We start from the raw sequence: 24290 nt of genomic DNA, 5'->3' as shown, positions 1-24290 counted from the left end.
GCTACGCTGCCACATCCTCACGCAGGCTACGGGCATGACTGTTCGCAGCTCCGGCGCGCGGATCCCCGGGGCCCGATTCACGGCGGAAGATGATCATCACGGTGAGAATGCCCAGCATCAGGGCTGCGATGGACCACATTGCGGGGCCCGCCAATTCTGCGGCAGCCGCGGGCGACTGCCCCCACGGCCGGCCTGCAGAGGTGGACCAAGGCAATTCCATGGACGGAGCCTGCTCCATCAACCTCCATCCGCAGAATGCGTAGAGTCCGGCTATTCCCGCCACGACAGGCAGCCGCCTGCCCGGGGCGCCGCCGGTGCCCGGATCCTGGTTCCCTGTGAGTGCGGCGGTGGCCAGGCAACCGGTCACCAGGGCAAGCAGGCTCATGGCGCTGTAGCCGATTTGTCCGGTGGCTGCCCAGTCGAGCAAGGGGGTGTAGTAGATGGCGAAGAGGGACGCCGCGAGAAGGGGAACTGCCGGAAATGGATCCCTCCTCAGTGCTGCGAGGACCGGCTGCACGGTCCGTTCCAGGAACTCCTTAGCCCCGGCGCTGCCGTCCGTTCTGGCGATGACGGTCAGGGTGGCCAGGGTCAGCGGGGCGGCCGGGACGAGCAGCAGCGGCACGATGGCGGTAAGCATCATCTGTGTCAGCACGTGGGCGTTGAACAGGTAGCCCTGATAGGCATGCACGCCGCCGTTGGTGACGATGAACAGGACCGCCACTCCCGCCAACCACAGCAGGGTGCGGTGTAGGGGCCAGGACCGGCCGGTTGTGTGGAGCCGGCGTATGCCCGACAGATAGATCACGACGGCGAACCCGCAGACCAGGCTCCACACCGGATCGGGGGCCCAGCCGGACAGGTATTCCCACAGCCCGGGCTCGGGAAGCACGGGGCCCGGCTCCCCGGATGTGGCGGCTGGCGGCGGTTCCGTCCGGGCAAGCGCCGCGGCCATCCCGGAAGCGATCCCCATCACGGCGAGCTCGGCAACGGCGAGGGCGGCGAAGAGGCGGCCGCCCCGTTCCGGTGCAAGCTCCAGCCGGTTGATCGACCAACGCCGGTGGAACGCCCCGAACACCCCGAGGATGATGAGCACACCGGCCTTGGCAAGGACGATTGCGCCATAGGGGCTGAACACGGCTTCGATCGTGCTGATTGTTGCCAGGGCGCCCATATATCCCGAAACCGCAAGGGCTATGAAGCACACCAACGCCAACGTCGAGTACCGGCGTACCGTCGCGCCCAGCTGGCCGGGCGGCAGCACAGGCCGCAGCACCATCAGGGCCAGCAGGCCGCCGAGCCAGACGGCCGCTGTGGCCGAATGCACGAACAGCGCGGTGGTACTGTCCGCATGGTCGGTGCTGCCGGCGGCGTGGGATGTCATGACCAGGGGCAACAGGCCAGCGAAGGCTGTAACGGTGGTGAGTGCAAGCATGCGGGGGCCCCGCAGCCGGGAGCAAGAAATAGCCACAGCTGTTGCTATGAGGATGGTCAGTGTGCCGGACCGGCCGGCATCGATCCCGATCAGGAACGTCAGGAATGCCTCATCAAACCCGGCTGCAGGGCTCCTGTTGGCCATGAACAGGAAACTCGCCGAGGTATGGATGCAGGCTCCCGCGGCCCAGACAGCCGCCGACCATCCTGCCCATCGAAGAGCCTCGAAGTAGGCGGCTCCGCCGCGGGGGAGCGCAAACGCCGCAAGCATGAGGGTACCGATAGTGCCGGCGCTGGCGAGGTTGCACAGAAGCTTCGCGGCGGGCAGTCCCCAGGTCACGGCCAATCCTGCCCTGTCCAAGGGCCCCGGGTCCGCGCCGCCGCCGTAATTGTAGGCCCACGCCAGCGACAGCATCCCTGCCACCAGCAGCGCTGTCCCGGCCACTGCCTGCATCTTCAGCGACATCGCGCCCCTTCCGCGGCCCTCCGGCCCTGATCCTGGTGGCGCAGCAACGCCGCCTGATGTTGTGCCAGCTTGGCGTGCGCCACTTGGGAAATCCTTGGCATCCCACCCGCGGTTCTCCATGCTTGGCCTGGACGGTAGACTTGGATGGGCCGTTCTCCGGCCATTGCCGCCCACGCCCACCGCAGACAATCCGGGCCGCGGCTTATCCCTGCTGTGAAAGGCTTTACCTGCTGTGATTACTGTTCAGGATCTTGAACTGCGTGCCGGCGCCCGGCTCCTGATGGACCAGGTGAGCTTCCGCATCGACAAGGGAGACAAGATCGGGCTCGTGGGCCGTAACGGCGCGGGCAAGACCACCCTTACGCGCGTCCTTGCCGGGGAAGGCCTGCCGGCCGCCGGCAAAGTAACCCGCACCGGGGAAATCGGCTACCTGCCGCAGGATCCCCGCACCCCTGACATGGAGCAGCTCGCACGGGACCGCATCCTGTCCGTCCGGGGCCTGGACATCGCCGTCGGCAAACTCCGGACCGCACACGACGAAATGGCGAGCGACGATCCCGCCGTCCAGCGCAAGGCGATGAACCGCTATGACCGGCTCGAGTCCGAGTTCCTGGCAGCGGGCGGATACGCTGCCGAGGCCGAGGCTGCAGCCATCTGCTCCAACCTCGCACTGCCGGACCGGTTGCTGAACCAGCCGCTCAAGACCCTCTCCGGTGGCCAGCGCCGCCGTGTGGAGCTGGCGCGCATCCTGTATTCGGATGCAGAAACCATGCTCCTCGACGAGCCAACCAACCACCTCGACGCCGATTCCATCGCCTGGCTGCGGGACTTCCTGAAGAACCACCAGGGCGGCCTGATCGTGATCAGCCACGATACTGAGCTCCTCGAAGCCACCGTGAACAAGGTCTTCCTGCTCGACGCCAACCGTGCGCAGATCGACTTCTACAACATGGACTGGAAGCGCTACCTCACCCAGCGCGAAACCGACGAACGTGCGCGCAAGCGGGAACGCGCGAACGCCGAAAAGAAGGCCCAGGTCCTGTTTGACCAGGCCAACAAGATGCGTGCCAAAGCCACCAAGGCCGTCGCAGCGCAGAACATGGCCAAGCGTGCAGAACGCCTGCTCAGCGGACTTGAAGCCGTGCGCGAGCAGGACCGCGTGGCCGCCCTGAGGTTCCCGGACCCGTCACCCTGCGGCAAAACCCCGCTCACCGCGGAAGGCCTCAGCAAGTCCTACGGTTCGCTCGAGATCTTCACCGACGTGGACCTGGCCATCGACCGCGGCTCCAAGGTGGTCATCCTCGGCCTCAACGGCGCCGGCAAAACCACCCTCCTGCGGATGCTCGCAGGCGTGGACCAGCCAGACACCGGTGACGTTATTGCCGGCCACGGCCTCAAGGTGGGCTACTACGCCCAGGAACACGAAACGCTCGACGTGGACCGCACAGTCCTGGAAAACATGCGTTCCGCTGCCCCCGACATGAAGGACGCCGAAGTCCGCGGCATCCTCGGTTCATTCCTGTTTTCCGGCGACGACGTGGACAAGCCGGCCGGCGTCCTCTCCGGCGGCGAAAAAACCCGCCTTGCCCTGGCCACCATCGTCGCGTCCAGCGCGAATGTGCTCCTCCTCGACGAGCCCACCAACAACCTCGACCCCGCCAGCCGCGCCGAAATCCTTGGCGCCCTCAAGAACTACAGCGGCGCCGTCGTCCTGGTCAGCCACGACGAAGGGGCGGTCGAAGCACTCAACCCCGAGCGCGTTGTCCTGCTGCCCGACGGCGTCGAAGACCACTGGAACGAAGACTACCTGGACCTGATAACCCTGGCTTAAGCCTTCCCTCCCGGTTGGTGCGCCGTGGTCGCCTTCGCTCCGCAGCGCGCGCGATTTCCCGCGTGCTGGCTCGTCCCTCGCCTTTGACGCACGCTACATAAATCACCCGCACTACCTCGCTTGTGGGTTCGTCACCGGTCAGCGTGGTTCAGTTGTCAGCGGACGGGCAGTTCCTTTGCTTCGGTGATTCTTTGCAGCTCTTTGTAGGTGATGCTCAACATTGAGTTGTGGTCGCCTGCTCCTGCCCAGAGGAGGTTGTGCTTCTGGAGCGACTCGTCCAGGAGGGTCCTGATCTTTTCGGGGTGGCCAACCGGGGCCACACCGCCTACATGCTGGCCGGTGTGCTTCAGGACGAAGTCTGGGGAGGCCCGGCGGATTCGGCCTTCTCCCAACTGCTCAGCCACCAGCTTTGTGTCCACGCGGGCTGCACCGCTGGCCAGGATGAGCAGGGGCTCCCCGTTGAGATCGAAGATCAGGCTGTTGGTGATGGCGGCGATGTCGCATTCCAAAGCCTCGGCCGCCGCGGCTGCTGTCGGGACGCCGGCCGGAAAGGTCCGCACGGTGTCGCCAACACCTGAGCGGACCAACGCTGAGCGCACCCGGCCTACCGGGCCGCCGTCGTACTCCGTCATGCCTCAGTAGCCCTGGGCGTCGAGGAGGGCGTCTTCCTCCTCTTCAGAGGTCGCCTTCTTGCGCTTGCGGGGAGGCGACGGACGACGGCGGGCTGCCGCGGCAGCGGAGTGAACGGGGCTGCCCGAATCCAGCGACCCGTCCATGCCTTCGGCCTCGTCCTCGGCGTCGATCGCCGCGTTGCGGGCCTGCTGGCGGGCCGCGTAGCCGAAGCCGACGAACATCAGGACACCGAAGGCGAACCACTGCAGGGAGTAGGACAGGTGCGTGCCCTCCTCCGTGGACGGCTTCGGGAAGGCCGCCGGCATCTGTGCTGCCGGCGGTGTCTCCGACGCGAGCTGGCCGTAGGCGCCGGTGAGCAGGGGATACCCCAGCTGTGCCGAGTACGCAGTGAGGTCGATGGACGCCAGCTGGCCTTCGGGTGCGCCGCGCTGCAGTTCAGGTTCCGGGTGCTTCAGGCGCACGACGGCGGTCACCTCACCGGCCGGCGGTTCCGGCACCGAATCCGGGCTTCCCGGGTTCTTGTTGCCGATGGGCAGCCACCCGCGGTCAATCACCACCGTTTCACCGGAGGCCAGGCGGAAGGGGACAACCACCTCGTAGCCGGGCTGGCCGTTCAGCGGACGGTTGCGGACTATCCGCTGGCCCGCCACGTCGTAGGTGCCCTTCAGTTCCACCTGGGTCCACTCCTTCGCAGGGTCCAGCTTCGTGAACTGGTCCCGGACTTCAGCAAAGGGAACGGGGGCTGCGGAGTAGTTGGTCACCACGCGGTTGATTTCGGCAAGCGTCTCAGCGCGGCGGTCCATCTGCCAGCGGCCCAGGAAGACGCAGGCGGTGGCAAAGATGGCAGCCAGCAGGAGATAACCCAGCCACTTGCTGGAAAAGAGGAAACGGTACATTCAGCTGTCCTGCTCCAAAAGGCCAGCCGGGGAGCCGGCTTCCAGCGGGAGGGTTTCCTTCCAGAGCCCGCGGGTCTGCAGGTAATCCTCCAGCCAGTCCCGGTGCTCTGCGCAGGCAAGCCAGATTTTGCGGCGCTCGGGGGTGTGGATCTTGGGATTGTTCCAGAGGAGCTGCCAGGAGGCGCCGGACCGGCAGGCCTTGCGTGAACAGACGGCGGCGGCCTCCGCAAAGGACGGTTCAGACCCTGCAGCGAAATCAAAAATGCTCATGATGCCTTGCGCTCCTCCCCGGGGCCGGTCTCGTCGTCGTCGTTAATCAACTCGCCCTGCAGGACCTCGTCGCCGGGCCTGTCGGCAACCAAGGGTTGGGGCGGGCTCTCTATCTCGGCCAGCGGCGCGGAATCCAGCAACAGGTCGCTGTGTGCCTCCGCCTTATCGTTGCCGTTGGCGATGACCACCGCGATCCATGGGAGGAAGACCGCTCCGGCAACCATGAGGATCTTGAACCAGCCGTCCACCACGAAGATGAGGATCAGGCAGACCATGCGGATGCCCATCGCCAGCGCGTACTTGATCATGCGCTTACGCATGTCCTCGGAATGGGCTCCCGCGGCATCCGTAATGCTGTGAACCTCCGAATCGCCGGAGAACCGCCCGGGTTCTTCAGGCGCCGATTGTCCCGCATGGTTTTCAAGGGTCACGGTGGTTTATCACGCTCCAAAGGCTTGCATCAATTCTCTCACCATCGGCAGTGGCACCCAAACCCGGGCCAAGGCGGGCGCTAAGATCGGAGGCAGCCAAATCACACCCTTTGCTACCGCGGCGCAGCATGCCGCAGAATTCCGGAGCCTCTAAATGACTGAAGCAGTTTCCGCCCCCCGCAGCGTCCTGATCACAGGCGGCAACCGCGGCATCGGCCTGGCCATCGCTGAGGCTTTCCTGGCCAATGGGGACAAGGTGGCGGTGACTTACCGCAGCGAGTCGAAACTGCCCGAAGGAATCCTGGGCGTCAGGGCCGACGTCACCGACGAGGCCTCCGTGGACGCGGCCTTCAAAGAGGTTGAGGCTGCCCACGGCCCGGTCGAGGTCCTGGTGGCCAACGCCGGCATCACCAAGGACACACTGCTGCTGCGCATGAGCGAAGACGACTTCACCTCCGTCATCGACACGAACCTGACCGGTGCCTTCAGGGTCATCAAGCGGGCCTCCAAGGGCATGATCCGGCTCCGCAAGGGCCGTGTTGTCCTCATTTCCTCGGTCTCCGGCCTGTACGGTGCGCCCGGACAGATCAACTACTCCGCCTCGAAGGCGGGCCTGGTGGGCATCGCCCGTTCCCTGACACGCGAACTCGGTTCCCGCGGCATCACCGCCAACGTGGTGGCACCGGGCTTCATCAACACGGACATGACCGCAGAACTCCCCGAAGCCACGCAGAAGGACTACCTCACCAGCATCCCGGCCGGCCGCTTTGCCGAGGCCTCGGAAGTTGCCAACGTGGTCCGCTGGATCTCCAGCGACGAAGCCGCCTACATTTCCGGCGCCGTCATCCCGGTGGACGGCGGCCTGGGCATGGGGCACTAAGGCACAACCTGCACCGGCGGACGCACGCGGACGGCACATGCTCACCCCGCCGCCGCGAACGCCTCTTCCAGCCAGCCTGCCACTTCGTCGTCAATGTCCTCGACGGTGCGCAGTTCCAGGTGATGCATCCAGACGCCTGGGGATGGATGGACTATTTCCTTAAACCGGGAAGACTCCAGACGGCGGGGGAGGACAATGGACAGCACGGCCGGAACATCGGTTTTAAGATGTCGGCGCGGATTCCAGACATAGGCGAATCCGCGCCGGTTCCGGAAAGCCACCTGGCTAATGGTGGTATGCACCGTGGCCGGGACGGCGCCGCTTAGAGCCCGCCCTACCGCCTCATAGATGCGCAGTCCCTCAGGTGAATTGCTGAAGACCTGTTCCGGCGTGGACTCCGCACCGGCCGGCCGCTGCTGTGCCATACGGGGAGCCTACGCCGGGTCAAGGTGTGCAGCACCGTCAAACTAGCTGGCATCGCCTTCTTTGTGGAGGTCAGACAACGGAATCAGCACCGGCCGCTGGCATGATGGACTGCAGACCAACTCCGACTTAGACGTTTCGAACAAAAGGAGCCCCTATGGGACTGCTGGACAACAAGACCGCCATCGTCACTGGATCATCGCGCGGCATCGGCGCTGACGTGGCCAAAATCCTCGCCGGCCAGGGCGCCGCCGTCGTGGTCAACTACCGCCAGAAGGCGCCGCGCGCCAACAAGGTAGTGCAGGGCATCGAGGCCGACGGCGGCCGCGCCGTCGCCGTGGGCGCAGACCTCACCACCCAGGAAGGCGTGCAGGCCCTGGCCTCCGCCGCGATGGAAAACTTCGGTTCCCTGGACATCCTGGTCCTGAACGCCTCCGGCGGCATGGAAACCGGCATGGGCGAGGACTACGCACTCAAGCTGAACCGCGACGCCCAGGTCAACATGCTCAACGCCGCGGTGCCCCTGATGAAGGAGGGCTCACGGGTGGTCTTCGTCACCAGCCACCAGGCGCACTTCATCAACACCGTCCCCACCATGCCTGCCTACGAGCCGGTGGCCCGCAGCAAGCGCGCCGGTGAGGACGCACTCCGCGATCTCATTCCCGCACTGGCCGAGAAGGGCATCTCCCTGGTGGTTGTGTCCGGCGACATGATCGAGGGCACCGTCACCGCCACGCTGCTGGACCGCTCCACCCCCGGAGCCATCGAGGCCCGCCGTGCCGAGGCCGGGAAACTGTACTCAGTGGAGGAATTCGCCCAGGTGGTGGCCGGCATGGTGACCGCCGACGTGGAATCCGGCCACACCGAGTACGCCGGTGGAGCCGACTACTTCGGCAAGGGCGGCCAGTCCGCCAGCTAGCTAGGCTTCCTCCCACACCGAAATGACAGTTCGCGGCAATGTTCCTTCGGGACACTGCCGCGAACTGTCATTTCGCGGTTAAGGGCACTAAGGGATCAGACGCCGGCGACGTAGCGGACGGCGTCGAGATAGGGCATGTTGACGGCGGCATCCGCCACGGCGCGCACGGCAGGCTTGGCATTAAAGGCGATGCCGATGCCTGCGGCGCCGAGCATGTCCAGGTCGTTGGCGCCGTCGCCAACGGCAATGGTGTGTTCCAGGGCGATGCCTTCCGCGGCGGCCCATTCACGCAGGAACTTTTCTTTGGCGGCACGGTCCACCACGGCGCCCAGCACCTTGCCGGTCAGTGCGCCGTCAACGATTTCCAGCTCATTGGCCTGCCAGTAGTCCAGGCCAAGGTCAGCGGCGATGGGCTCGAGGATCTGGTTGAATCCGCCGGACACGACGGCCACCACATGGCCGGCCTTCTTGAACGCTGCCACCAGTTCCGCGGCCCCCAGGCTCAGTTTCACTTCCGCGCGGACGTTATTGACGACGTCGGCGGGCAGCCCCGCGAGCACGGCCACCCGGGCGTGCAGGCTCTGGGTGAAGTCCAGTTCCCCGCGCATGGCGGCTTCCGTGACGGCTGCCACCTCCTCGCGCTTGCCGGCGTATGCCGCCAGGAGCTCGATGACTTCCTGCTGGATGAGGGTGGAGTCGACGTCCATGATGAGCAGTTTGCGCTCCGCGGCACGGAGCCCGGCCGGAACCAGCGCGGTGTCCAGGCCATCGATGGCCGTGTCCGCAATGGCCCGCCGCAGTACGGCGAGGCCGGCGGCGGTGGCATCCGGAAGGTCCAGTCCGGCGACGTGCACCCCGTAGCGGTCATCGCCCAGGGAGTCCTCTGACTGCACAACCGCGCCGTGGGCAGCGAGGACGGAACGCAGCTGCTCCAGCCCGTTTGGAGTCATATTTTGGCCATAGCTGACCGCAGTCACGTTCGAAGTCATGCCTTCAATCTTATCCAGTGGGGCCCGGGCCCCTTGAATTGCGTCCCGCCGGCAGGGAACCGATGTCCGCTACATCAGCTCAGGCAGAGGCAGAACGGGTGGCCAGCCGGATCAAGGAACACACGGAACGTGGTGCCCGGCTGGTATTCGTGTCTTCCAGTCGAGCAGGGTGCCGTAGAACTCGGCCAGGATTTTGGGGTCCGGGCAGTCAAGGACAACGACAGGAAAGCGTGCGATAGCCATAGCCAACACTCCAGGTGCGGCCTCCGGGACCACCTACAGTTTTGTGGGCTTGAATATGCGTAGTCGGGCTGGTCACATCAGTTATCAGTCGCCATGTTTTTTGTCCTAGTGTCTACTCCTATGAGTGATGTTCTGGAATTGGATGCCGTCAGCGTTGTCCGCGGCAAAAAGACCCTGTTGGACAAGGTTGACTGGCAGGTCAATGAAGGCGAACGCTGGGTCATCCTCGGCCCCAACGGAGCCGGCAAAACCACCCTCCTCCAGATCGCAGCAGCACGCCTCCACCCGAGCAGCGGCACGGCCGGCATCCTCGACGAAACCTTGGGCCGCGTGGACGTCTTTGAACTCCGCCCCCGCATCGGGCTGTCATCGGCAGCCCTCGCCACCCAGATCCCCGAGCATGAGAACGTCCTCAACGTCGTTGTCACCGCCGCCTACGGCGTCACCGGCCGCTGGCGGGAAGGCTACGAGCGCGACGACGAGCGCCGCGCCTTCCGCCTGCTGAACGACTGGGGGATGGGTCCCCTGCTGAACAGGACCTTTGCCACCTTGTCCGAGGGGGAGCGGAAGCGGGTCCAGATCGCCCGTGCCCTCATGACGGACCCCGAACTGCTGCTGCTGGATGAGCCCGCTGCCGGCCTTGACCTGGGCGGCCGCGAAGAACTGGTCCACAAGCTGGGCGAACTGGCCAGCGACGAGGCAGCGCCGGCCATGGTCCTGGTGACCCACCACCTTGAGGAAGTTCCGCCGGGCTTCACCCACGCCATGCTGTTGCGCGACGGCGGCGTGGTGGCCGCAGGACCCATCACCGAAGTCCTCACCGACGAGCACCTCAGCGCCACTTTCGGCCTCGCCCTGGATGTGACGGAAAACTCCGGCCGTTACTCCGCCACCGCCCGCCGCTAAGGCAGGGTTCACCGCCAGCAGTGGAGATCCTTGGCAGCATCCTGGTCTTTTTCGCGGGCCTGTGGGCCGGCACCATCAACGCAGTGGTCGGCTCCGGCACGCTGGTGACCTTTCCCGTACTCATCGCCCTCGGCGTCGCGCCGGTGGTGGCCTCCATGAGCAACGCCATGGGGCTGGTGGCCGGCACGGCGGCCGGGGCGTGGGGTTACCGGCGCGAGCTGGCAGGCCGGGGCCGCCAGCTGATGAAGCTGCTGCCGGCCTCACTGCTCGGCGGAATCACCGGCGCCTACCTGCTGCTGCACCTGCCCGAGCAGGTCTTCCACTATGTGGCACCCGTCCTGCTGGTGCTTGCCCTGCTGATGGTGGTCTTCCAGCCCAGGCTTCAGGCATGGGTGCGCAGCCGCGAGGAGAACCCGGAACATGCCATCCGGGACCGCAGCCACGGCGTGCTCCTTGTGGTGCTGGTGTACCTCGCCGGCGTGTACGGGGGCTACTTCGTGGCAGCCCAGGGCATCCTGCTGGTGGGCATCCTGGGCGTGTTCCTGACCGGGACCATGCAGAATGCCAACGCCATGAAAAACATCCTGGTGCTCGGCGTCAACATGGTGGCGGCCGTGTCGTACCTGATCTTCGCCTTCGACCGGATCAACTGGCTGGTGGTCCTGCTGATCGCCGTCAGTTCCACGATCGGTGGCCTGGTTGGTTCCAAGGTGGGGCGCAAGCTCTCCCCGAAGGTCCTGCGGGCCGTCATCTTCACCCTTGGCATCGTGGCCCTGGGCGTGATGGTCGCCAACCTGCTGAAATAATCGCCCGGTGACGTTCCACTATCTAGAGTCCGCCGATGATCCCCGGGTGGGCGACTACACCACACTGACCGATGTGCACCTGCGGAAGCTCCGGGAACCACGCGAAGGCATGTACATCGCTGAATCCTCCCGGGTCCTGCGCCGTGCCCTGGCGGCCGGGCACCAGCCGCGGTCGTTCTTCCTGGCCGAGAAATGGCTTGCAGACCTCGACGACGTCTTCCAGGCATACCCCGACGTTCCGGTTTTCATCGGGAAGGCAGCCCTGCTCGAGGAAATCACCGGCTTCCACCTGCACCGCGGCGCCATGGCCGCCATGCACCGCCCCGCCCCCGTGCCGCTGCCCGAACTGCTGGCGGGCGCGCGCCGGGTGGCAGTCCTGGAGGACATCGTGGACCACACCAACGTGGGCGCCATCTTCCGGTCCGCCGCCGCCCTGGACATCGACGCCGTCCTGGTCTCACCCCGCTGCGGGGACCCCCTGTACCGCCGCAGCGTCCGGGTCAGCATGGGCACCGTCTTCCAGGTCCCCTGGGCACGCCTCGAAAGCTGGCCGGCAGACCTCCAGGTACTCAAGGACCACGGCTTCACCGTTGCCGCCCTGGAGCTGACGGCGGACGCCCAGGACGTGGATGTGGTTGCCGCCCGGAACCCGGACAAGCTGGCGCTGGTGCTCGGCACGGAAGGTGCCGGCATGAGCGCCGAAACACTTGCCGCCGTCGACCTCGCCGTCAAGATCCCCATGCGCAATGGCGTGGATTCGCTCAACGTTGCTGCCGCATCTGCTGTGGCCTTCTGGGAGCTGCGGGCGCGGCCCCAAGCCTCCGCCGCCGAATTGCATACTCTGCCACAGCCACGTTGATGACCCACCCGGCACCCATGAGCAGTGCCCGCCCTGCCTCGCCGGGCTGGCCTGCGAGCACCATCCACGGGATCGATACGAGAGCCTGGGTCCCGGCTGCGATCCCGATGGCGTAGGCGCGGGTCATCCACGCCCCGTGGTGCTGATACCTGCGCCTGGCGAGGGCCCTCACCCCCAGGATGATGCTGGCAAGCATGGCGGTTCCGAAGATCAGGCGCAGGATGAAAAGTGCGGGGCCGTCCCCCTGTGGAAGGTCGTAGAAGGCGGCCATCCACAGGCCGGACAGGGCCACCAGGAGGCCGGCGGGTATCAGGACAACGCCGGCTGCCCGGTGCCAGGCGGTACGGCCGGAGCGTCCCCTGCGCAGGCCGGGGACAAACTGGAACGCCCTCAGCAGGCTGTAGAGAATGGCAGCGGGTATGTGCACCATCACGGGTATGGGCGAGGCGAAGAACCGCGCATTGGCAGGCGTAACAGGAGCGCCCCCGGTCAACTCGGCCATGCGCAGGGAACCGAAAATGACGGGGATGAGGCTGACAAAGATGAGGCCTGCCGGTACCAGCTAACCTGCCTGCCTGCGCCTGAGTCGCTATCGATTGAGTCGCCATGTCTCGTCTTCTTTCCGCAGCTGCCGCGTCGAGGTGTACGGCGTACACCCGTTCTGCGACCAAATCTAGGTGTACGCTGTACACCTGTCAATGGCTATTACGGGCGGGAAGATATGACAGACCTCAACGAACGGCCTGCACGGGCACCCAGGGGTCCGCTTAGCAGGCAACGGGTGCTTCGCGCTGCGCTCCTGCTGGCGGACCAGGCCGGGGTGGATTCATTGAGCATGCGCAGGCTCGCCGGGGAGCTGGGTGTGGTGCCTATGGCCCTTTACAAGCACGTGGCGAACAAGGAAGAACTGCTGGACGGCATGGTGGACGCCATCATTCAAGAGATCGCACCTCCTCCGCCGGGCCTTCCATGGAAGGAGGCCGTCCGGGTGCGCGTGCTCTCAGCCAGGACGACGCTCCGCCAGCACCCCTGGGCCCGCCGCGTCATCGAAACCAGGACATCGAAGACCCCCGCCGTTCTCGATTACATGGACTCGTTCACCGGGATATTCCTGGCCGGCGGGTTGTCTGCGGACCTGACCCACCACGCGTTGCACGCACTGGGCGGGCGCATGTGGGGCTTCACGCAGGAATTGTTTGACGAACCCGCGGCAGCGGAACAAGCCGCCGACGTCCCGCCCCACATGCAGCTGGCCATGATCCGGCAGATGGCCAGGCTGTACCCGAATATTGCCGCTGTCGCGGCGCCCGGAGCCCATGATGGAGGCACCGTGGTTGCTTACGGCTGCGACGACCAGTTTGAGTTCGAATTCGCCCTTGACCTGCTGCTGGACGGCATTGAGCAGCTTCACGCCCAAGGCTGGACGTCCCCGCGCTCCCTCCCGCCCGGGGAGTAGCGGCGCGGTTCGTCAGGCCCGCCGGCATCCGCTATGATTGATAGCTGGTTGTCCTGCTTTTTCAGCCTCGGCTGCAGCAGCCGCAGCCATCCCATTCATACCTGGCAACTGGCAAAATCCAGTTGCGTTGAACAAAGGTCCCATTATGAAGTCTGATATCCACCCGAAGTACGAAGCTGTTGTTTTCAACGACCTGGCCTCCGGCACGAAGTTCCTGACCCGCTCCACCGTGTCTTCCTCGAAGACCATCGAGTGGGAAGACGGCAACACCTACCCGGTCATCGACGTCGAAATCTCCTCCGAGTCCCACCCGTTCTACACGGGCAAGCAGCGCATCATGGACTCCGCAGGCCGCGTCGAGCGCTTCAACGCTCGCTTCAAGGGCTTCGGCGGCAAGAAGTAATCCACTTCGCCCAAGCTTCATGACGAAAGCCCGCACCGGCAACGGTGCGGGCTTTCCGCGTTAACGGCCACGCCGCTTCTGCGGCAGGATGGATGGCATGACGCACCCTCCGCTTCCTGAAACCCACCCTGCCGCAACCGAACGCCTGCACGGCGAATACAAGGTGCCGGGCGGGAAACTGGTGGTGGCAGACCTCGCCGTCGCCGATGGATCACTGGCGGACGTCTCCATCAGCGGTGACTTCTTCCTGGAACCCGACGAGGCCCTCCTGGACATCAACCGGGCCCTCACCGGCCTGCCGGAAGCAACGCCCGCCGCCGAGCTTGCCGAGGCCGTGACTGCCGCGCTTCCGGCTGATGCCGCCCTGTTCGGCTTTTCGGCAGACGCCGTGGCGATCACCGTCCGGCGTGCCCTGGCCAAGGCCACGTCGTGGGCGGACCATGACTGGAACATCATTGGCCCCACCGTTCTGCCCACCGAGATCAATGTCGCCCTTGACGAGGTCCTGACCGAGGAAGTGGGCGCAGGCCGGCGCAATCCCACCCTGAGGTTCTGGGACTGGGAGGAACCCTCCGTGGTGATCGGCAGCTTCCAGTCCTTCCGCAACGAGGTGGATCCCGATGGCGTGGCGAAGCACGGCATCAAGGTTGTCCGCCGCATCAGCGGCGGGGGAGCGATGTTCATGGAGGCCGGCAACTGCATCACCTACTCGCTGTACCTGCCCCAGACCCTGGTGGACGGCATCAGCTTCGCGGATTCCTACCCGTTCCTGGACGCCTGGGTCATGGCCGCCCTGGAGAAGCTCGGCATTACGGCCTTCTATGTACCGCTGAATGACATCGCCACGGACCAGGGAAAGATCGGGGGCGCCGCCCAGAAGCGCCTTGCCAACGGCGGGATGCTGCACCATGTCACCATGAGCTATGACATCGACGCGGACAAGATGGTGAAAGTCCTGCGCATCGGCAAGGAGAAGCTGTCCGACAAGGGGACCCGCAGTGCCAAGAAACGGGTGGATCCGCTGCGCCGGCAGACCGGCCTGGCGCGGACTGCCATCATCGCGGCAATGATGGACGTGTTTGCCGAACGGTACGGCGCCACCCCGTCAGAGCTGTCCGAGGCGGAGCTGGCCGCAGCCAGCGACAGGGTGGCCGCCAAGTTCGGCAGGGAGGAGTGGCTCCACCGGGTCCCCTGAGTGCCCGAGGTCAGGGAGCAGGTGAACCAACGACGGCGGCCTGCGCCGTGAGTGCCCGCAGCAGATGGCTGCGCTGCTCCACGATGATGCGGCGCAGGGCCCGCGGAGCATCGGTATGGGCCGCCAGCCACTCGTCGGTCCTGCGGAGCACCGGATGCTCCGCAGGCTCCATCCCTTCCGCCAGGTCCTGGTCCAGAGGAAACAGGCCGCGGACAATCCGGCTGGCGATTTCGATACTGCGGCCCTCCCACACATCCAGCAGGCGCTCAAAGTACGGTTCCACATACGGCTCCAGCAGCGCAGCCGGTGCCGTGGTGAAACCGCTGATCGTCGCGCTGAGCAGCTGATTGGAGTGCGTGTCACTGTGGACAGCCTCCTTCCAAGCCGCGGCCTTGACCCCGGGCTCCGGGCGGGCAGCGAGCGCTGTGGCATGCCCCGCCCTACCTGACGCCGTGGTGTCCCGTGCCAGCTCGGCGTCGAGTTCCGCTACGGTCGCTTGGCCGTTGGCCGCGAGTGCATGCCAGAAGTGCCAGCGCAGTTCGGCGTCCACCGCCAACCCCTTCACCGGGGCTGAGCCGTCCAGGAGGCCTTTAAGCCGGGGCACCAGGGTTCCGTCGTGCCTGCTGAGTGTGCCGAGGGTCCGGGCCCAGGCGAGCTGGTGGTCGGAACCCGGGACGGCCCGGTCCAGTTCCGCCGCCACGGTTGCCAGGAAGGAGGTCCGGACGGCTTCCCGTCCGGGGGCCGGTGTGTAGCGTTCGACGGCGGTACAGGCGTTTTCGAGGATGTTCAGCAGGACGCCGATGCCGGTTTCCGCCGGCCCAAACGCAGCCACCGCGTCCACATACCGCGCCGCAGGGCTTTCGCCGTCCCTTGCGGAGTTCCAGAGCGCAGTCCAGCAGAGGGCGCGGGCCATCGGGTCGGAGATCCTGTCCAGCGATGCCAGGACGGTTGCCAGGGACACCGGGTCCAGCCGGACCTTGGCGTACGTCAGGTCGTCGTCATTGAGGAGCAGCAGTGCGGGCCGTGGCTTTCCTGACAGCTCCGGCACAGCGGTGAAGGCACCGCTGACATCGGTTTCCACGCTCCCCGTGCGGACCAGCGCCCCTTCGCCGTCGACGTCGTACAGCCCCACCCGGAGCCGGTGCGGCCGCGGCTCGTTACGTCCCGTGACCGGATCCGTAGCGTCCTGAACGATGCGCACGTCGCCCAGGACGCCGTCGTCGTTCCCCTGGCCGGCGGCGATGTCCAGCGAAAGGGTGGAAATCCCTGAGGTCTGCAGCCATTGCTGCGCCCAGCCGGTGAGGTCCCGCCCGGAGGAGGCACTGAGGGATTCCAGGAGGTCCGCCAGGGTGGTGTTGGAGTAGGCGTGCTTGCGGAAGTACTCGCGGGAGCCGGCGATGAACGCGTCAAAGCCGACGTAGGCCACCAGTTGCTTCAGTACCGAGGCGCCCTTGGCGTAGGTGATGCCGTCGAAGTTCTGCTTGGCGGCCTCGAGGTCCGGGATGTCCGCGACGATGGGATGCGTGGTGGGCAGCTGATCCTGGAGGTAGGCCCAGGCCTTGCGCTTGTTGGCGAAGCTGACCCAGGCGGAATTCCAGTCAGTGGCCTGGTCCACGCCCAGCGTGCCCATATAGTCGGCGAAGGACTCCTTGAGCCAGAGGTCATCCCACCACTGCATGGTCACCAGGTCCCCGAACCACATGTGTGCCATCTCGTGCATGAGCGTGTTGGCGCGGCCCTGGTACTGGGCGTCAGTGGCACGGGACGTGAAAACGTAGCTGTCTGTGAACGTCACCAGGCCGGGGTTTTCCATGGCGCCGAGGTTGTATTCGGGGACGAAGGCCTGGTCGTACTTGCCCCAGGGGTAGGGGTAGGCGAACAGCCGGTTAAAGAAGTCCAGGCCGTTTTTGGTCAGCGTGAACAGCTGTTCCGCGTCGAAGGATTCCGCCATGGACGCCCGGCAGTAGAGGGCCAGCGGGATGTCGAGGGAGGTCCCGTCGTCGAGCGTGGCCTGCCAGCGGTCCTCGGCCTTGAAGTACGGGCCGGCCAGCACTGTGGTGATGTACGTGGACATCGGCTCAGTCGCGGCAAAGTCCCAGCGTGCGGTGGCCGGATCGCTGGTGAGGAGCGTCCGGGCGGTTTCCACCCCGTTGGAGGCGACCTGCCACCCGGCGGGCGCCATGACGTGGAAGGTGAATCTTGCCTTGAGGTCCGGCTGCTCAAAGTTGGCAAAAACGCGGCGGGCGTCAGCCGGCTCGTACTGGGTGTACAGGTAGCACTGCCCGTCTGCCGGGTCCACGAACCGGTGCATGCCCTCGCCGGACCGGCTGTACAGGGCGGTTCCGGTGACGGTGACCTGGTTCCGGGACTGCAGGTTGTCCAGCCGGATGCGTGCGCCGTCCACCACGTCCTCCACGGGCAGCGCCATGCCGTTGAGGACCACGCTGTGGACGCTGCTGCCAATAAAGTCCAGGAAGGTAGAAGAACCGGGCTCCGACGCGGTGAAGGTGATGACGCTGCGGCTGGTGTAGCCGGCAACGTCCGGGTCAGCCGCCTGCCGCACGTCCAGCGACACGTCGTAGCTGGCGGTGCTGATCAGGGCAGAACGTTCAGCGGCTTCATCGCGGCGCAGATTCTCATTTGACACCGGGCTATCTAATCACGGGCCGGGTGCCCGGATGTCAGGCAGCGATCAGCAGGGCCGCCGCCAGGCCCAGCACGGCGATCAGCAGCCAGGACGCCAGCGCGGCCAGCAGTGCACGCCCGCCGGTCAGCAGGAGCGTCCGGATGCGCACCGCGGAACCCAGCCCGAACAGCGCGGCGCCGAGCAGGACGTCCTGCAACGCGGCCCCCGCCTCGAGCCAGTCCTCCGACAGCCAGCCTGTGGACCGGAGCCCCACCATGGCCACGAATCCCAGGACGAACAGGGGCACCACCGGCGGAAGTTTCGTATGCCTTCCGTCCGTGTCCGCGTCAGTCCGCACGGTGAGGCGCTGGTGCGTTCCGGCCAGGGCTGCCACGGGTGCCAGCAGGAGCACCCGGGTGAGCTTGACCACGACGGCGATGCCCAGTGCGGCCGTCCCCGCGGTTTGCGCGGTGGCCACCACCTGGCCGACGTCGTGCACGGAGGCGCCGATCCAGGCGCCGAAGACCGGGGCTGTGAGCTGCAGGGGGTGGACGAACAGCGGCAGGACGCCAATGGCAAGGGTTCCGCAGAGCGTCACCAGCGCCACGGGCAGGACGGTGTCCACGTGGCGGATCCGCCGCACGGCCGCCATGGCGCCGATGGCGGATGCGCCGCAGATCGAGAATCCGGTGGCCACCAGGAGCGACGTGACCGGGGGAAGCCGGAAGAGCCTGGAAATCAGGTAGGTCCCGCCAAAGCTGGCAGCCACAACGCCTACAATCAGTGCCAGCGCCAGCCAGCCCAGCCCCAGGACGTCCATGATGCTGACCTTCAGGCCCAGCAGGACAATCCCGCCGCGCATTAGGTGCTTACCGGCAAAATCCAGGCCGGGCCGTGCCCGGCCCGCGGTCCACACGCCGGCTGCCGGCAGGTTGGCCGCCAGGACTCCCAGCACCACGGCCAACGTCATGGCGGGCAGGACCGGCACCAGCCAATGCACAAGGAAGGCGGCCACCAGTGCGGCGGCTGCCGTGGCCAGTCCGGGAAGCAGCCGGTCAGCGCGGCGGGGGTTGCCCGGACCCGGCACTGGGAGGCTTCTGCTGACTGGCACTCACCTACTGTGCCGGAAAAGGCCCGGAATGCACGAACCCGTGCCGCTGCGCCAACACGCCAGAAGGGACGGCAGTAATGAATTCGAAACAAAAAGATGGTTGGCTATTGGGCATGTCAGACCTTTTTCAGGAATACTCCGAGGCCGCCGGCCGGACCGGAGCCTACGATGAGATGTTCGCCCCCGGGCAGCAAGCCAGGGACTCCTACGGGCAGGTGGCGGACGCCCTTCGCAAGCTTTCCCTGGCCGATGTCAGTGCCCGGGCCGATTCGATGGCGCGCACGTTCCTGGACCGCGGTGTGACCTTCGACTTTGCCGGCGAGGAGCGGCCCTTCCCGCTGGACATCGTCCCCCGTGTTATTCCTGCCGCGGAATGGGATGTCTTGGAACGGGGCGTCGCCCAGCGGGTGCGGGCGCTGGAAGCGTTCCTGAACGACGTGTACGACAAGATGACCGTGGTGTCCGACGGCGTGATTCCCCGGCAGCTGGTAACCACCAGCGCACACTTCCACCGGCAGGTCCACGGTTTTGAACCCGCCGGCGGCGTCCGCGTGCACATCTCCGGCATCGACGTGGTCCGGGATGCTGCGGGAACGTTCCGTGTCCTGGAGGACAACGTCCGCGTTCCCTCGGGCGTCAGCTACGTGCTGGAGAACCGGCGGGCCATGGCCAAGGGCCTTCCCGAAGCCTTCGGACAGCAGCTCATCCGGCCCGTGGAGGAATACCCACGCCGGCTGCTCTCGGCCCTGCGGAAGACCGCGCCTGCCGGCGTGGACGATCCCACCGTCGTCGTCCTGACCCCCGGCGTCTTCAACAGCGCCTACTTCGAGCACACGCTGCTGGCAGGCCTGATGGGCGTTGAACTGGTGGAGGGCAGGGACCTCATTTGCCGCGGAAACCGGGTGTACATGCGCACCACGGCCGGTGAGCAGCGCGTGGACGTCATCTACAAGCGGATCGACGACGACTTCCTCGATCCGCTGCAGTTCCGGGCCGACTCCATGCTGGGCTGCCCCGGGCTGGTCAACGCCGCACGCGCCGGCGGCGTCACCATCGCTAACGCCGTGGGCAACGGCGTAGCGGATGACAAACTGGTTTACAGTTACGTTCCTGACCTGATCCGCTACTACCTCAGCGAGGAGCCCATCATCGCGAACGTTGACACGTTCCGCCTCGAAGAGAAGGAAGCCCGGGAGTACACCCTGGACAACCTCGCCGAACTCGTGGTCAAGCCGGTGGACGGTTCCGGCGGCAAGGGACTGGTCATCGGCCCCGACGCCTCCAACGACGAACTGGACGCGCTCCGGCAGCGGATCATCGGTGACCCGCGCGGCTGGATCGCCCAGCCCGTCCTGCAGCTTTCCACGGTTCCCACCCTGAGCGGTGACAAGTTCGGCCCCCGCCACGTTGACCTCCGTCCCTTCGCAGTGAACGACGGCGACAACGTCTGGGTGCTGCCCGGCGGACTGACGCGGGTGGCGCTGAAGGAAGGCTCCCTAATCGTGAACTCCAGCCAGGGCGGCGGGTCCAAGGACACCTGGGTGCTCGCCGACTCGCCGCAGGTGCCGGTGGAAACCGTTCCCCGGCCCTCAATTTCCGTGCGTGAGCGCGTGTCTGTCTGGCCTGTGGAAAGCAACTGGCGGGACCGCCAGTCGGAGCAGCAGCAGTGACCCGGACCGTGATCCGGCAAATGTCTTTTCCCGTTTCGGGCCCGCAGGAGGTAGCCGAGAATGCTTAGCCGTATAGCCGAATCCCTTTTCTGGATCGGCCGTTATGTGGAGCGGGCCGATGGCACCGCCCGCATCCTTGATGTGCACCTGGAGCGGCTGAACCACCTGCCCATGGACGAACGCAAGAGCGTGGCCAAGGAGCTCCTGGCCGTCATGGGCGCCCGGCCGCAGAGCGAGGACTTCGGCCTGCCGGAACTGCTGCACGCCCTGGCTTATGACAAGACCAGTGCCACGTCCATCGCCGGTTCCCTGGGCGCGGCCCGCGAGAACGCCCGGCGTGCCCGCGAGACGGTTTCCTCGGGCCTGTGGGAGAGCCTCAACACCACGTACTACGGGCTGAGCCAGCACCGCAAGGACGTGGTGGGAACCTACCGCTTCTGCAACTGGACGCTCGAACGGACCGCCATGGTCAGCGGGCTTGCGGACACCACGGTCAGCCATGACGAGAGCTGGCTGTTCCTGGTGCTGGGCCGCTCCCTGGAACGGGCGGACATGACCGCACGCATGCTCTCCACCCGGGACGTCCTGTCCGCAGGCATGTCCTGGGTCAACATGCTCCGCTGCGCCGGCGCCTATGAGTCCTTCCTGCGCACCCGACGGGCCGCCTTCGGCGACCAGCACGCCGCAGAGTTCCTGCTGCTGGACCGCCTCTTTCCGCGGTCCATCGTCTACGCCCTGCGCGATGCCGACGAATGCCTCGCCAAGCTGGACCCCTCCGCCCAGCGGGTGGGCTTCATCAATGATGCGCGCCGGATCGTGGGCCAGGCCAGGACCTTCCTTGAGTTCCACCGCACGGACGACCTCATGTCCGAGCTGCCCGAACACATGGAACGGGTCCAGAAGGCCGTATCCCAGGCCTCGGACGCCATTTCCCGTAAGTACTTCAATCAGGCGGACGAACTGGCCTGGGTGGGAGAAGTTTCATGACCCGGCTGAGCATCGTGCACAAGACGGCGTACAAGTACAACAAGCGTGTCACCCTGTCCTACAACGAGGCCCGGATGACCCCGCTGACCGATTCCCAGCAGGTGGTCCTCGAGTCCGTCGTGAAGGTCTCGCCGTCGCAGGCGGCGGTGAGCACCTACCGTGACTACTGGGGCACCAGGGTCACGGCGTTCGACATGCAGATGCCGCACGAGCACCTTGAGGTGGTGTCCAACATCACGGTGGAGGTGCACCGGGCGGAGAAGATTCCGTCCGAATCCGACATTGTGGGCTGGGACGTCCTCGCCTCGCCGGAGACCCTGAACACGTTCAGCGACTGGTTGCCCCAGTCCCGGCTCAGCGGCCCCGGGGACGAAGTCCTGGGCATCATTCCCAAGGTGGTGGCCGGCAAGAACCCGCACGAGGCCGCGTTGGCCGTGTTCTCGTGGATGCGCGGCGAGATGACCTACATGTCCGGTTCAACTGCCGTCACCACCAACGCGGAAGAGGCGTGGGGCCAGCGCCAGGGCGTGTGCCAGGACCTGGCCCACCTGGCCATCGGAGCGCTGCGCAGCTGCGGCATTCCTGCCCGTTATGTCTCCGGTTACCTGCACCCGCGCTCCAGCGCCGGGATCGGCGAGACCGTGGCGGGGCAGTCCCATGCCTGGCTCGAGTGGTGGGACGGTGACTGGCGGAGCTGGGACCCCACCAACCACAAGCCCGCGGGCGACTTCCACGTCACCGTGGCCAGGGGCCGTGACTACCGCGACGTGCCGCCGCTGAAGGGCATCCTGTCCGGTGGCGGCGGGTCCGCCCTGAGCGTCAGCGTGGAGATCACCCAGCTCGCCTGAACCCTTGGTTCCGGCCCGCCTATTCCGGCGCGGTCTTCACCGAGCCGCTGAGCTGGGTCCACCAGGTCAGCGGCTCGGTTACCTTGAAGCGGCGCCCGGTCACGGAGTCCGGGGTGATCCGCACGAAGGCGTCCTTACGGCCGGCCTGCCAGGGAAACAAGTACAGCTGCGAGGTGTCCAGGACTTCGTCCGTCCCGGTGACCACCCTGCCCGTGCCCTTGACCACCACGCTCCAGGCCAGGCCGGTGGCGGAATCGACGCCGTCAGCTTCAAGTGCCACAGCCGCATCGCCGGATGCACCGGAGAGCTTGGCGCCTTCGCCGGTGCGGAACACCAGGGTGCCGCCGTCCACGGCGTAGTTGATGGGGAAGATGTCCGGGCGCCCGTCCACCAGGACGGCGAGCCGTCCCACGGACACGGTCCGGAGCATCGCCCAGCATTCGTGGTGTTCGAGGTTCTCGACGGGGGATGAGGGTTCGTCAGTGGAGGCGCGCTCGGCGTTCATGGCGCCGAGCTTACGCCTACCAGGGGCTCGGCTTGTAGTCCTTGAGGAACACTCCGTACTGGTCCTCGCCGTTCTCACCCATCACGATGGGATCGTAGACGCGGGCGGCGCCGTCCACCAGGTCGAGGGGCGCGTGGAAGCCCTCCTCCATAAGCCGGACCTTGGTGAAGTGCGGGCGTTCGTCGGTGATCCAGCCCGTGTCCACCGCGGTCATCAGGATGCCGTCGGTCTCCAGCATCTCCTGGGCGCTGGTCCGCGTCATCATGTTCAGCGCCGCTTTGGCCATGTTGGTGTGCGGGTGGCCCGGCCCCTTGTAGGCACGGGAGAACTGGCCCTCCATGGCCGAGACGTTCACGATGTACTTCCGGCGTGCCGTGGAACGCTTCATGGCTTCCCGGAGGCGGCTTACCAGCAGGAACGGGGCCGTGACGTTGCAGAGCTGGACTTCAAGCATTTCCAGCGGATCCACCTCGTCCACCACCTGGGTCCAGCTGTTGATGGTGGCCAGGTCCGGGACCAGGCCACCGGCGTCGATTGCCGTCCCGGACGCGATCCGCTCAAGTGATGCGGAGCCGGTGGACAGGGCCAGCGACGTGATGGCGTCACCGGCGAGCACCGGATGTTCGGTGACGCTGCCCGCCAGTGCCAGGGGGTGCTTGTCGTGCGCGTGGCCGAACGTCAGGAGCTCCGGACCGCCATTGGCGTGCTCAAGGGCGGCGGGAAGCGGTTCGTCCTCGGCATCAACCAGGGGCTTGTAGGCGTTGCCGGAGCGGCGGACTGTCTGCGCTGCGTTGTTGATGATGATGTCCAGCGGGCCGGCCTCGTTCAGCGAATCCGTCAGCGCCATGACCTGGGCGGGATCGCGCAGGTCGATGCCCACAATGCGGAGCCGGTGCAGCCATTCACCGCTGTCCTCCATTGCCGCGAACCGGCGGGCAGCGTCCTTCGGGAACCGGGTGGTGATGGTGGTGTGGGCGCCGTCCCGGAGCAGCCGGAGTGCGATGTACATGCCGATCTTGGCGCGGCCGCCCGTAAGCAGTGCGCGGCGGCCGGTGAGGTCGGTGCGTGCGTCGCGTTTGCTGTGGCTGAAGGCGGCGCACTTTGGGCAGAGCTGGTGGTAAAAGGCGTCCACCTGGGTGTAGTGCTGCTTGCAGATGTAGCAGGGGCGGGACCGGATGAGGTGGCCGGCCACCTTGCCGGTGGCGGAGGGGGCCAGCTTGTTGCCGCGCGTTTCGTCATCGATGCGGTCCGGGGCAGCCGTGGCGGTCTGGGCCAGGACGGAGCGGTCGGCTTCGGCGATGAGGTCGCGCTTGGTGACCCTCCGGTGCCGTTTGACGGCCTTGAACATTTTCCCGGTGGCGCGCCGGACCGAGACGTAGTCCGGGTGCTCCTCGTCGTAGGCGTGGATCGTATTCAGGACCTTGAGGCAGGCCTGGATTTCCTCAGGCGTCAGATCGGGGGAGCTCATTAGGCCAATTTTACAGCCTGGAGCTCCCGCTTTAAGCG

At 66.1% G+C, this 24290-nt stretch carries 25 protein-coding genes; 12 read left to right on the top strand and 13 right to left on the bottom strand.

Annotation, left to right across the window (positions count from 1 at the left end; all coding sequences use genetic code 11):
• Window position 1 precedes the first annotated feature (1 nt).
• Window positions 2–1897 (bottom strand): cytochrome c oxidase assembly protein, encoded by a 1896-nt coding sequence (locus P2Q66_RS09135; protein ID WP_275727415.1) that lies wholly within the window; start codon window positions 1895–1897, stop codon window positions 2–4.
• Window positions 1898–2129: 232 nt separating this feature from the next.
• Here P2Q66_RS09135 and P2Q66_RS09130 point away from each other — a divergent pair, with 232 nt between their 5' ends.
• Window positions 2130–3728 (top strand): ABC-F family ATP-binding cassette domain-containing protein, encoded by a 1599-nt coding sequence (locus P2Q66_RS09130; protein ID WP_079596083.1) that lies wholly within the window; start codon window positions 2130–2132, stop codon window positions 3726–3728.
• 155 nt (window positions 3729–3883) lie between these two features.
• On the opposite strand, the gene P2Q66_RS09125 is transcribed toward P2Q66_RS09130, so the two are convergent.
• Genes P2Q66_RS09125 through P2Q66_RS09110 form a run of 4 tightly spaced genes read right to left on the bottom strand, consistent with a single transcriptional unit; the run spans window position 3884 to window position 5958 of the window.
• Window positions 3884–4360, bottom strand: coding sequence for a YbaK/EbsC family protein (locus P2Q66_RS09125; RefSeq protein WP_275727413.1), 477 nt, complete (start codon window positions 4358–4360; stop codon window positions 3884–3886).
• 3 nt (window positions 4361–4363) lie between these two features.
• On the bottom strand, window positions 4364–5257 hold the full coding sequence (locus P2Q66_RS09120; protein WP_275727412.1) for an SURF1 family protein: 894 nt from the start codon (window positions 5255–5257) through the stop codon (window positions 4364–4366).
• On the bottom strand, window positions 5258–5527 hold the full coding sequence (locus tag P2Q66_RS09115; protein ID WP_275727411.1) for a hypothetical protein: 270 nt from the start codon (window positions 5525–5527) through the stop codon (window positions 5258–5260). It lies immediately after the preceding gene.
• Window positions 5524–5958, bottom strand: coding sequence for a DUF3099 domain-containing protein (locus P2Q66_RS09110; protein ID WP_115523444.1), 435 nt, complete (start codon window positions 5956–5958; stop codon window positions 5524–5526). The genes P2Q66_RS09115 and P2Q66_RS09110 overlap by 4 nt, the downstream gene beginning before the upstream one ends.
• Before the next feature lie 154 nt (window positions 5959–6112).
• Between P2Q66_RS09110 and P2Q66_RS09105 the strand changes: the two genes are divergently transcribed.
• Complete coding sequence (locus P2Q66_RS09105; RefSeq protein ID WP_275727410.1) at window positions 6113–6838, top strand: beta-ketoacyl-ACP reductase; 726 nt, start codon at window positions 6113–6115, stop codon at window positions 6836–6838.
• Between the two features lie 41 nt (window positions 6839–6879).
• Here P2Q66_RS09105 and P2Q66_RS09100 read toward each other — a convergent pair whose 3' ends face one another.
• A complete protein-coding gene (locus tag P2Q66_RS09100; protein ID WP_275727408.1) occupies window positions 6880–7263 on the bottom strand; it encodes a DUF5655 domain-containing protein in 384 nt (127 codons plus the stop codon).
• Between the two features lie 155 nt (window positions 7264–7418).
• Between P2Q66_RS09100 and P2Q66_RS09095 the strand changes: the two genes are divergently transcribed.
• The gene (locus tag P2Q66_RS09095) at window positions 7419–8180 is read left to right on the top strand and encodes an SDR family oxidoreductase (RefSeq protein ID WP_115523447.1); all 762 of its coding nucleotides are present in this window, start codon (window positions 7419–7421) and stop codon (window positions 8178–8180) included.
• 95 nt (window positions 8181–8275) lie between these two features.
• Here the strand turns inward: P2Q66_RS09095 and serB are convergent, their stop codons facing one another.
• Together serB and P2Q66_RS09085 are read right to left on the bottom strand one after the other, a co-directional pair.
• Window positions 8276–9169: a phosphoserine phosphatase SerB gene (serB, locus tag P2Q66_RS09090; protein WP_275727405.1), complete on the bottom strand. Its 894-nt coding sequence runs from the start codon at window positions 9167–9169 to the stop codon at window positions 8276–8278.
• A gap of 111 nt (window positions 9170–9280) precedes the next feature.
• Window positions 9281–9412 (bottom strand): hypothetical protein, encoded by a 132-nt coding sequence (locus P2Q66_RS09085; RefSeq protein ID WP_275727426.1) that lies wholly within the window; start codon window positions 9410–9412, stop codon window positions 9281–9283.
• Window positions 9413–9532: 120 nt separating this feature from the next.
• Between P2Q66_RS09085 and P2Q66_RS09080 the strand changes: the two genes are divergently transcribed.
• Genes P2Q66_RS09080 through P2Q66_RS09070 form a run of 3 tightly spaced genes read left to right on the top strand, consistent with a single transcriptional unit; the run spans window position 9533 to window position 11983 of the window.
• The gene (locus P2Q66_RS09080) at window positions 9533–10318 is read left to right on the top strand and encodes an ABC transporter ATP-binding protein (protein WP_079596092.1); all 786 of its coding nucleotides are present in this window, start codon (window positions 9533–9535) and stop codon (window positions 10316–10318) included.
• A 20-nt stretch (window positions 10319–10338) separates the two neighbouring features.
• Window positions 10339–11124 (top strand): sulfite exporter TauE/SafE family protein, encoded by a 786-nt coding sequence (locus P2Q66_RS09075; RefSeq protein ID WP_275727403.1) that lies wholly within the window; start codon window positions 10339–10341, stop codon window positions 11122–11124.
• Between the two features lie 7 nt (window positions 11125–11131).
• On the top strand, window positions 11132–11983 hold the full coding sequence (locus P2Q66_RS09070) for an RNA methyltransferase (protein ID WP_079596094.1): 852 nt from the start codon (window positions 11132–11134) through the stop codon (window positions 11981–11983).
• Here P2Q66_RS09070 and P2Q66_RS09065 read toward each other — a convergent pair.
• Window positions 11886–12485, bottom strand: coding sequence for a DUF2306 domain-containing protein (locus tag P2Q66_RS09065; RefSeq protein ID WP_275727401.1), 600 nt, complete (start codon window positions 12483–12485; stop codon window positions 11886–11888). The two genes, P2Q66_RS09070 and P2Q66_RS09065, sit on opposite strands and share 98 nt — an antisense overlap.
• A 219-nt stretch (window positions 12486–12704) precedes the next feature.
• Between P2Q66_RS09065 and P2Q66_RS09060 the strand changes: the two genes are divergently transcribed.
• The 3 genes from P2Q66_RS09060 to P2Q66_RS09050 all read left to right on the top strand — a co-directional run bounded on the left by P2Q66_RS09060 (window position 12705) and on the right by P2Q66_RS09050 (window position 15037).
• Window positions 12705–13439: a TetR/AcrR family transcriptional regulator C-terminal domain-containing protein gene (locus tag P2Q66_RS09060; protein ID WP_275727399.1), complete on the top strand. Its 735-nt coding sequence runs from the start codon at window positions 12705–12707 to the stop codon at window positions 13437–13439.
• A gap of 145 nt (window positions 13440–13584) precedes the next feature.
• Window positions 13585–13842, top strand: coding sequence for a type B 50S ribosomal protein L31 (locus P2Q66_RS09055; RefSeq protein ID WP_003802336.1), 258 nt, complete (start codon window positions 13585–13587; stop codon window positions 13840–13842).
• A gap of 97 nt (window positions 13843–13939) precedes the next feature.
• Window positions 13940–15037 carry a biotin/lipoate A/B protein ligase family protein gene (locus tag P2Q66_RS09050; protein ID WP_275727397.1) on the top strand — a complete coding sequence of 366 codons (1098 nt, stop codon included), beginning with the start codon at window positions 13940–13942 and terminating at the stop codon, window positions 15035–15037.
• A 10-nt stretch (window positions 15038–15047) separates the two neighbouring features.
• On the opposite strand, the gene pepN is transcribed toward P2Q66_RS09050, so the two are convergent.
• Together pepN and P2Q66_RS09040 are read right to left on the bottom strand one after the other, a co-directional pair.
• A complete protein-coding gene (pepN, locus tag P2Q66_RS09045; protein ID WP_275727396.1) occupies window positions 15048–17684 on the bottom strand; it encodes an aminopeptidase N in 2637 nt (878 codons plus the stop codon).
• Window positions 17685–17718: 34 nt separating this feature from the next.
• The gene (locus tag P2Q66_RS09040; RefSeq protein WP_275727395.1) at window positions 17719–18774 is read right to left on the bottom strand and encodes a putative sulfate exporter family transporter; all 1056 of its coding nucleotides are present in this window, start codon (window positions 18772–18774) and stop codon (window positions 17719–17721) included.
• 113 nt (window positions 18775–18887) lie between these two features.
• On the opposite strand from P2Q66_RS09040, the gene P2Q66_RS09035 reads away from it, so the two are divergent.
• From P2Q66_RS09035 to P2Q66_RS09025, 3 genes are read left to right on the top strand one after another with little or no spacing between them, the layout of a single operon-like run.
• On the top strand, window positions 18888–20444 hold the full coding sequence (locus tag P2Q66_RS09035) for a circularly permuted type 2 ATP-grasp protein (RefSeq protein WP_079596100.1): 1557 nt from the start codon (window positions 18888–18890) through the stop codon (window positions 20442–20444).
• A gap of 60 nt (window positions 20445–20504) precedes the next feature.
• Window positions 20505–21431, top strand: a complete 927-nt coding sequence (locus P2Q66_RS09030; protein ID WP_079596101.1) for an alpha-E domain-containing protein — start codon at window positions 20505–20507, stop codon at window positions 21429–21431.
• Window positions 21428–22279, top strand: coding sequence for a transglutaminase family protein (locus tag P2Q66_RS09025; RefSeq protein WP_079596102.1), 852 nt, complete (start codon window positions 21428–21430; stop codon window positions 22277–22279). Before P2Q66_RS09030 ends, P2Q66_RS09025 begins: the two co-directional genes overlap by 4 nt.
• Before the next feature lie 19 nt (window positions 22280–22298).
• On the opposite strand, the gene P2Q66_RS09020 is transcribed toward P2Q66_RS09025, so the two are convergent.
• Together P2Q66_RS09020 and P2Q66_RS09015 are read right to left on the bottom strand one after the other, a co-directional pair.
• Complete coding sequence (locus P2Q66_RS09020; protein ID WP_275727391.1) at window positions 22299–22784, bottom strand: pyridoxamine 5'-phosphate oxidase family protein; 486 nt, start codon at window positions 22782–22784, stop codon at window positions 22299–22301.
• Between the two features lie 16 nt (window positions 22785–22800).
• On the bottom strand, window positions 22801–24252 hold the full coding sequence (locus P2Q66_RS09015) for an SDR family NAD(P)-dependent oxidoreductase (RefSeq protein ID WP_275727388.1): 1452 nt from the start codon (window positions 24250–24252) through the stop codon (window positions 22801–22803).
• Window positions 24253–24290 lie beyond the last annotated feature (38 nt).

The organism is Arthrobacter sp. Cr_A7 (genome assembly GCF_029222765.1).
Lineage (GTDB): Bacteria > Actinomycetota > Actinomycetes > Actinomycetales > Micrococcaceae > Arthrobacter.
This window is presented reverse-complemented; position numbering and strand designations above follow the sequence as displayed.

Bases quoted from the DNA above. Each gene is read 5' to 3' on its own strand.
- P2Q66_RS09060 (WP_275727399.1), top strand. From the start codon at position 12,705: ATGACAGACCTCAACGAACGGCCTGCACGGGCACCCAGGGGTCCGCTT.
- P2Q66_RS09105 (WP_275727410.1), top strand. From the start codon at position 6,113: ATGACTGAAGCAGTTTCCGCCCCCCGCAGCGTCCTGATCACAGGCGGC.
- P2Q66_RS09085 (WP_275727426.1), bottom strand. From the start codon at position 9,412: ATGGCTATCGCACGCTTTCCTGTCGTTGTCCTTGACTGCCCGGACCCC.
- P2Q66_RS09025 (WP_079596102.1), top strand. From the start codon at position 21,428: ATGACCCGGCTGAGCATCGTGCACAAGACGGCGTACAAGTACAACAAG.
- P2Q66_RS09135 (WP_275727415.1), bottom strand. From the start codon at position 1,897: ATGTCGCTGAAGATGCAGGCAGTGGCCGGGACAGCGCTGCTGGTGGCA.
- P2Q66_RS09100 (WP_275727408.1), bottom strand. From the start codon at position 7,263: ATGGCACAGCAGCGGCCGGCCGGTGCGGAGTCCACGCCGGAACAGGTC.
- P2Q66_RS09095 (WP_115523447.1), top strand. From the start codon at position 7,419: ATGGGACTGCTGGACAACAAGACCGCCATCGTCACTGGATCATCGCGC.
- serB (WP_275727405.1), bottom strand. From the start codon at position 9,169: ATGACTTCGAACGTGACTGCGGTCAGCTATGGCCAAAATATGACTCCA.
- P2Q66_RS09020 (WP_275727391.1), bottom strand. From the start codon at position 22,784: ATGAACGCCGAGCGCGCCTCCACTGACGAACCCTCATCCCCCGTCGAG.
- P2Q66_RS09120 (WP_275727412.1), bottom strand. From the start codon at position 5,257: ATGTACCGTTTCCTCTTTTCCAGCAAGTGGCTGGGTTATCTCCTGCTG.
- P2Q66_RS09050 (WP_275727397.1), top strand. From the start codon at position 13,940: ATGACGCACCCTCCGCTTCCTGAAACCCACCCTGCCGCAACCGAACGC.
- P2Q66_RS09125 (WP_275727413.1), bottom strand. From the start codon at position 4,360: ATGACGGAGTACGACGGCGGCCCGGTAGGCCGGGTGCGCTCAGCGTTG.
- P2Q66_RS09080 (WP_079596092.1), top strand. From the start codon at position 9,533: ATGAGTGATGTTCTGGAATTGGATGCCGTCAGCGTTGTCCGCGGCAAA.
- P2Q66_RS09015 (WP_275727388.1), bottom strand. From the start codon at position 24,252: ATGAGCTCCCCCGATCTGACGCCTGAGGAAATCCAGGCCTGCCTCAAG.
- P2Q66_RS09035 (WP_079596100.1), top strand. From the start codon at position 18,888: ATGTCAGACCTTTTTCAGGAATACTCCGAGGCCGCCGGCCGGACCGGA.
- P2Q66_RS09030 (WP_079596101.1), top strand. From the start codon at position 20,505: ATGCTTAGCCGTATAGCCGAATCCCTTTTCTGGATCGGCCGTTATGTG.
- P2Q66_RS09115 (WP_275727411.1), bottom strand. From the start codon at position 5,527: ATGAGCATTTTTGATTTCGCTGCAGGGTCTGAACCGTCCTTTGCGGAG.
- P2Q66_RS09065 (WP_275727401.1), bottom strand. From the start codon at position 12,485: ATGGCCGAGTTGACCGGGGGCGCTCCTGTTACGCCTGCCAATGCGCGG.
- P2Q66_RS09055 (WP_003802336.1), top strand. From the start codon at position 13,585: ATGAAGTCTGATATCCACCCGAAGTACGAAGCTGTTGTTTTCAACGAC.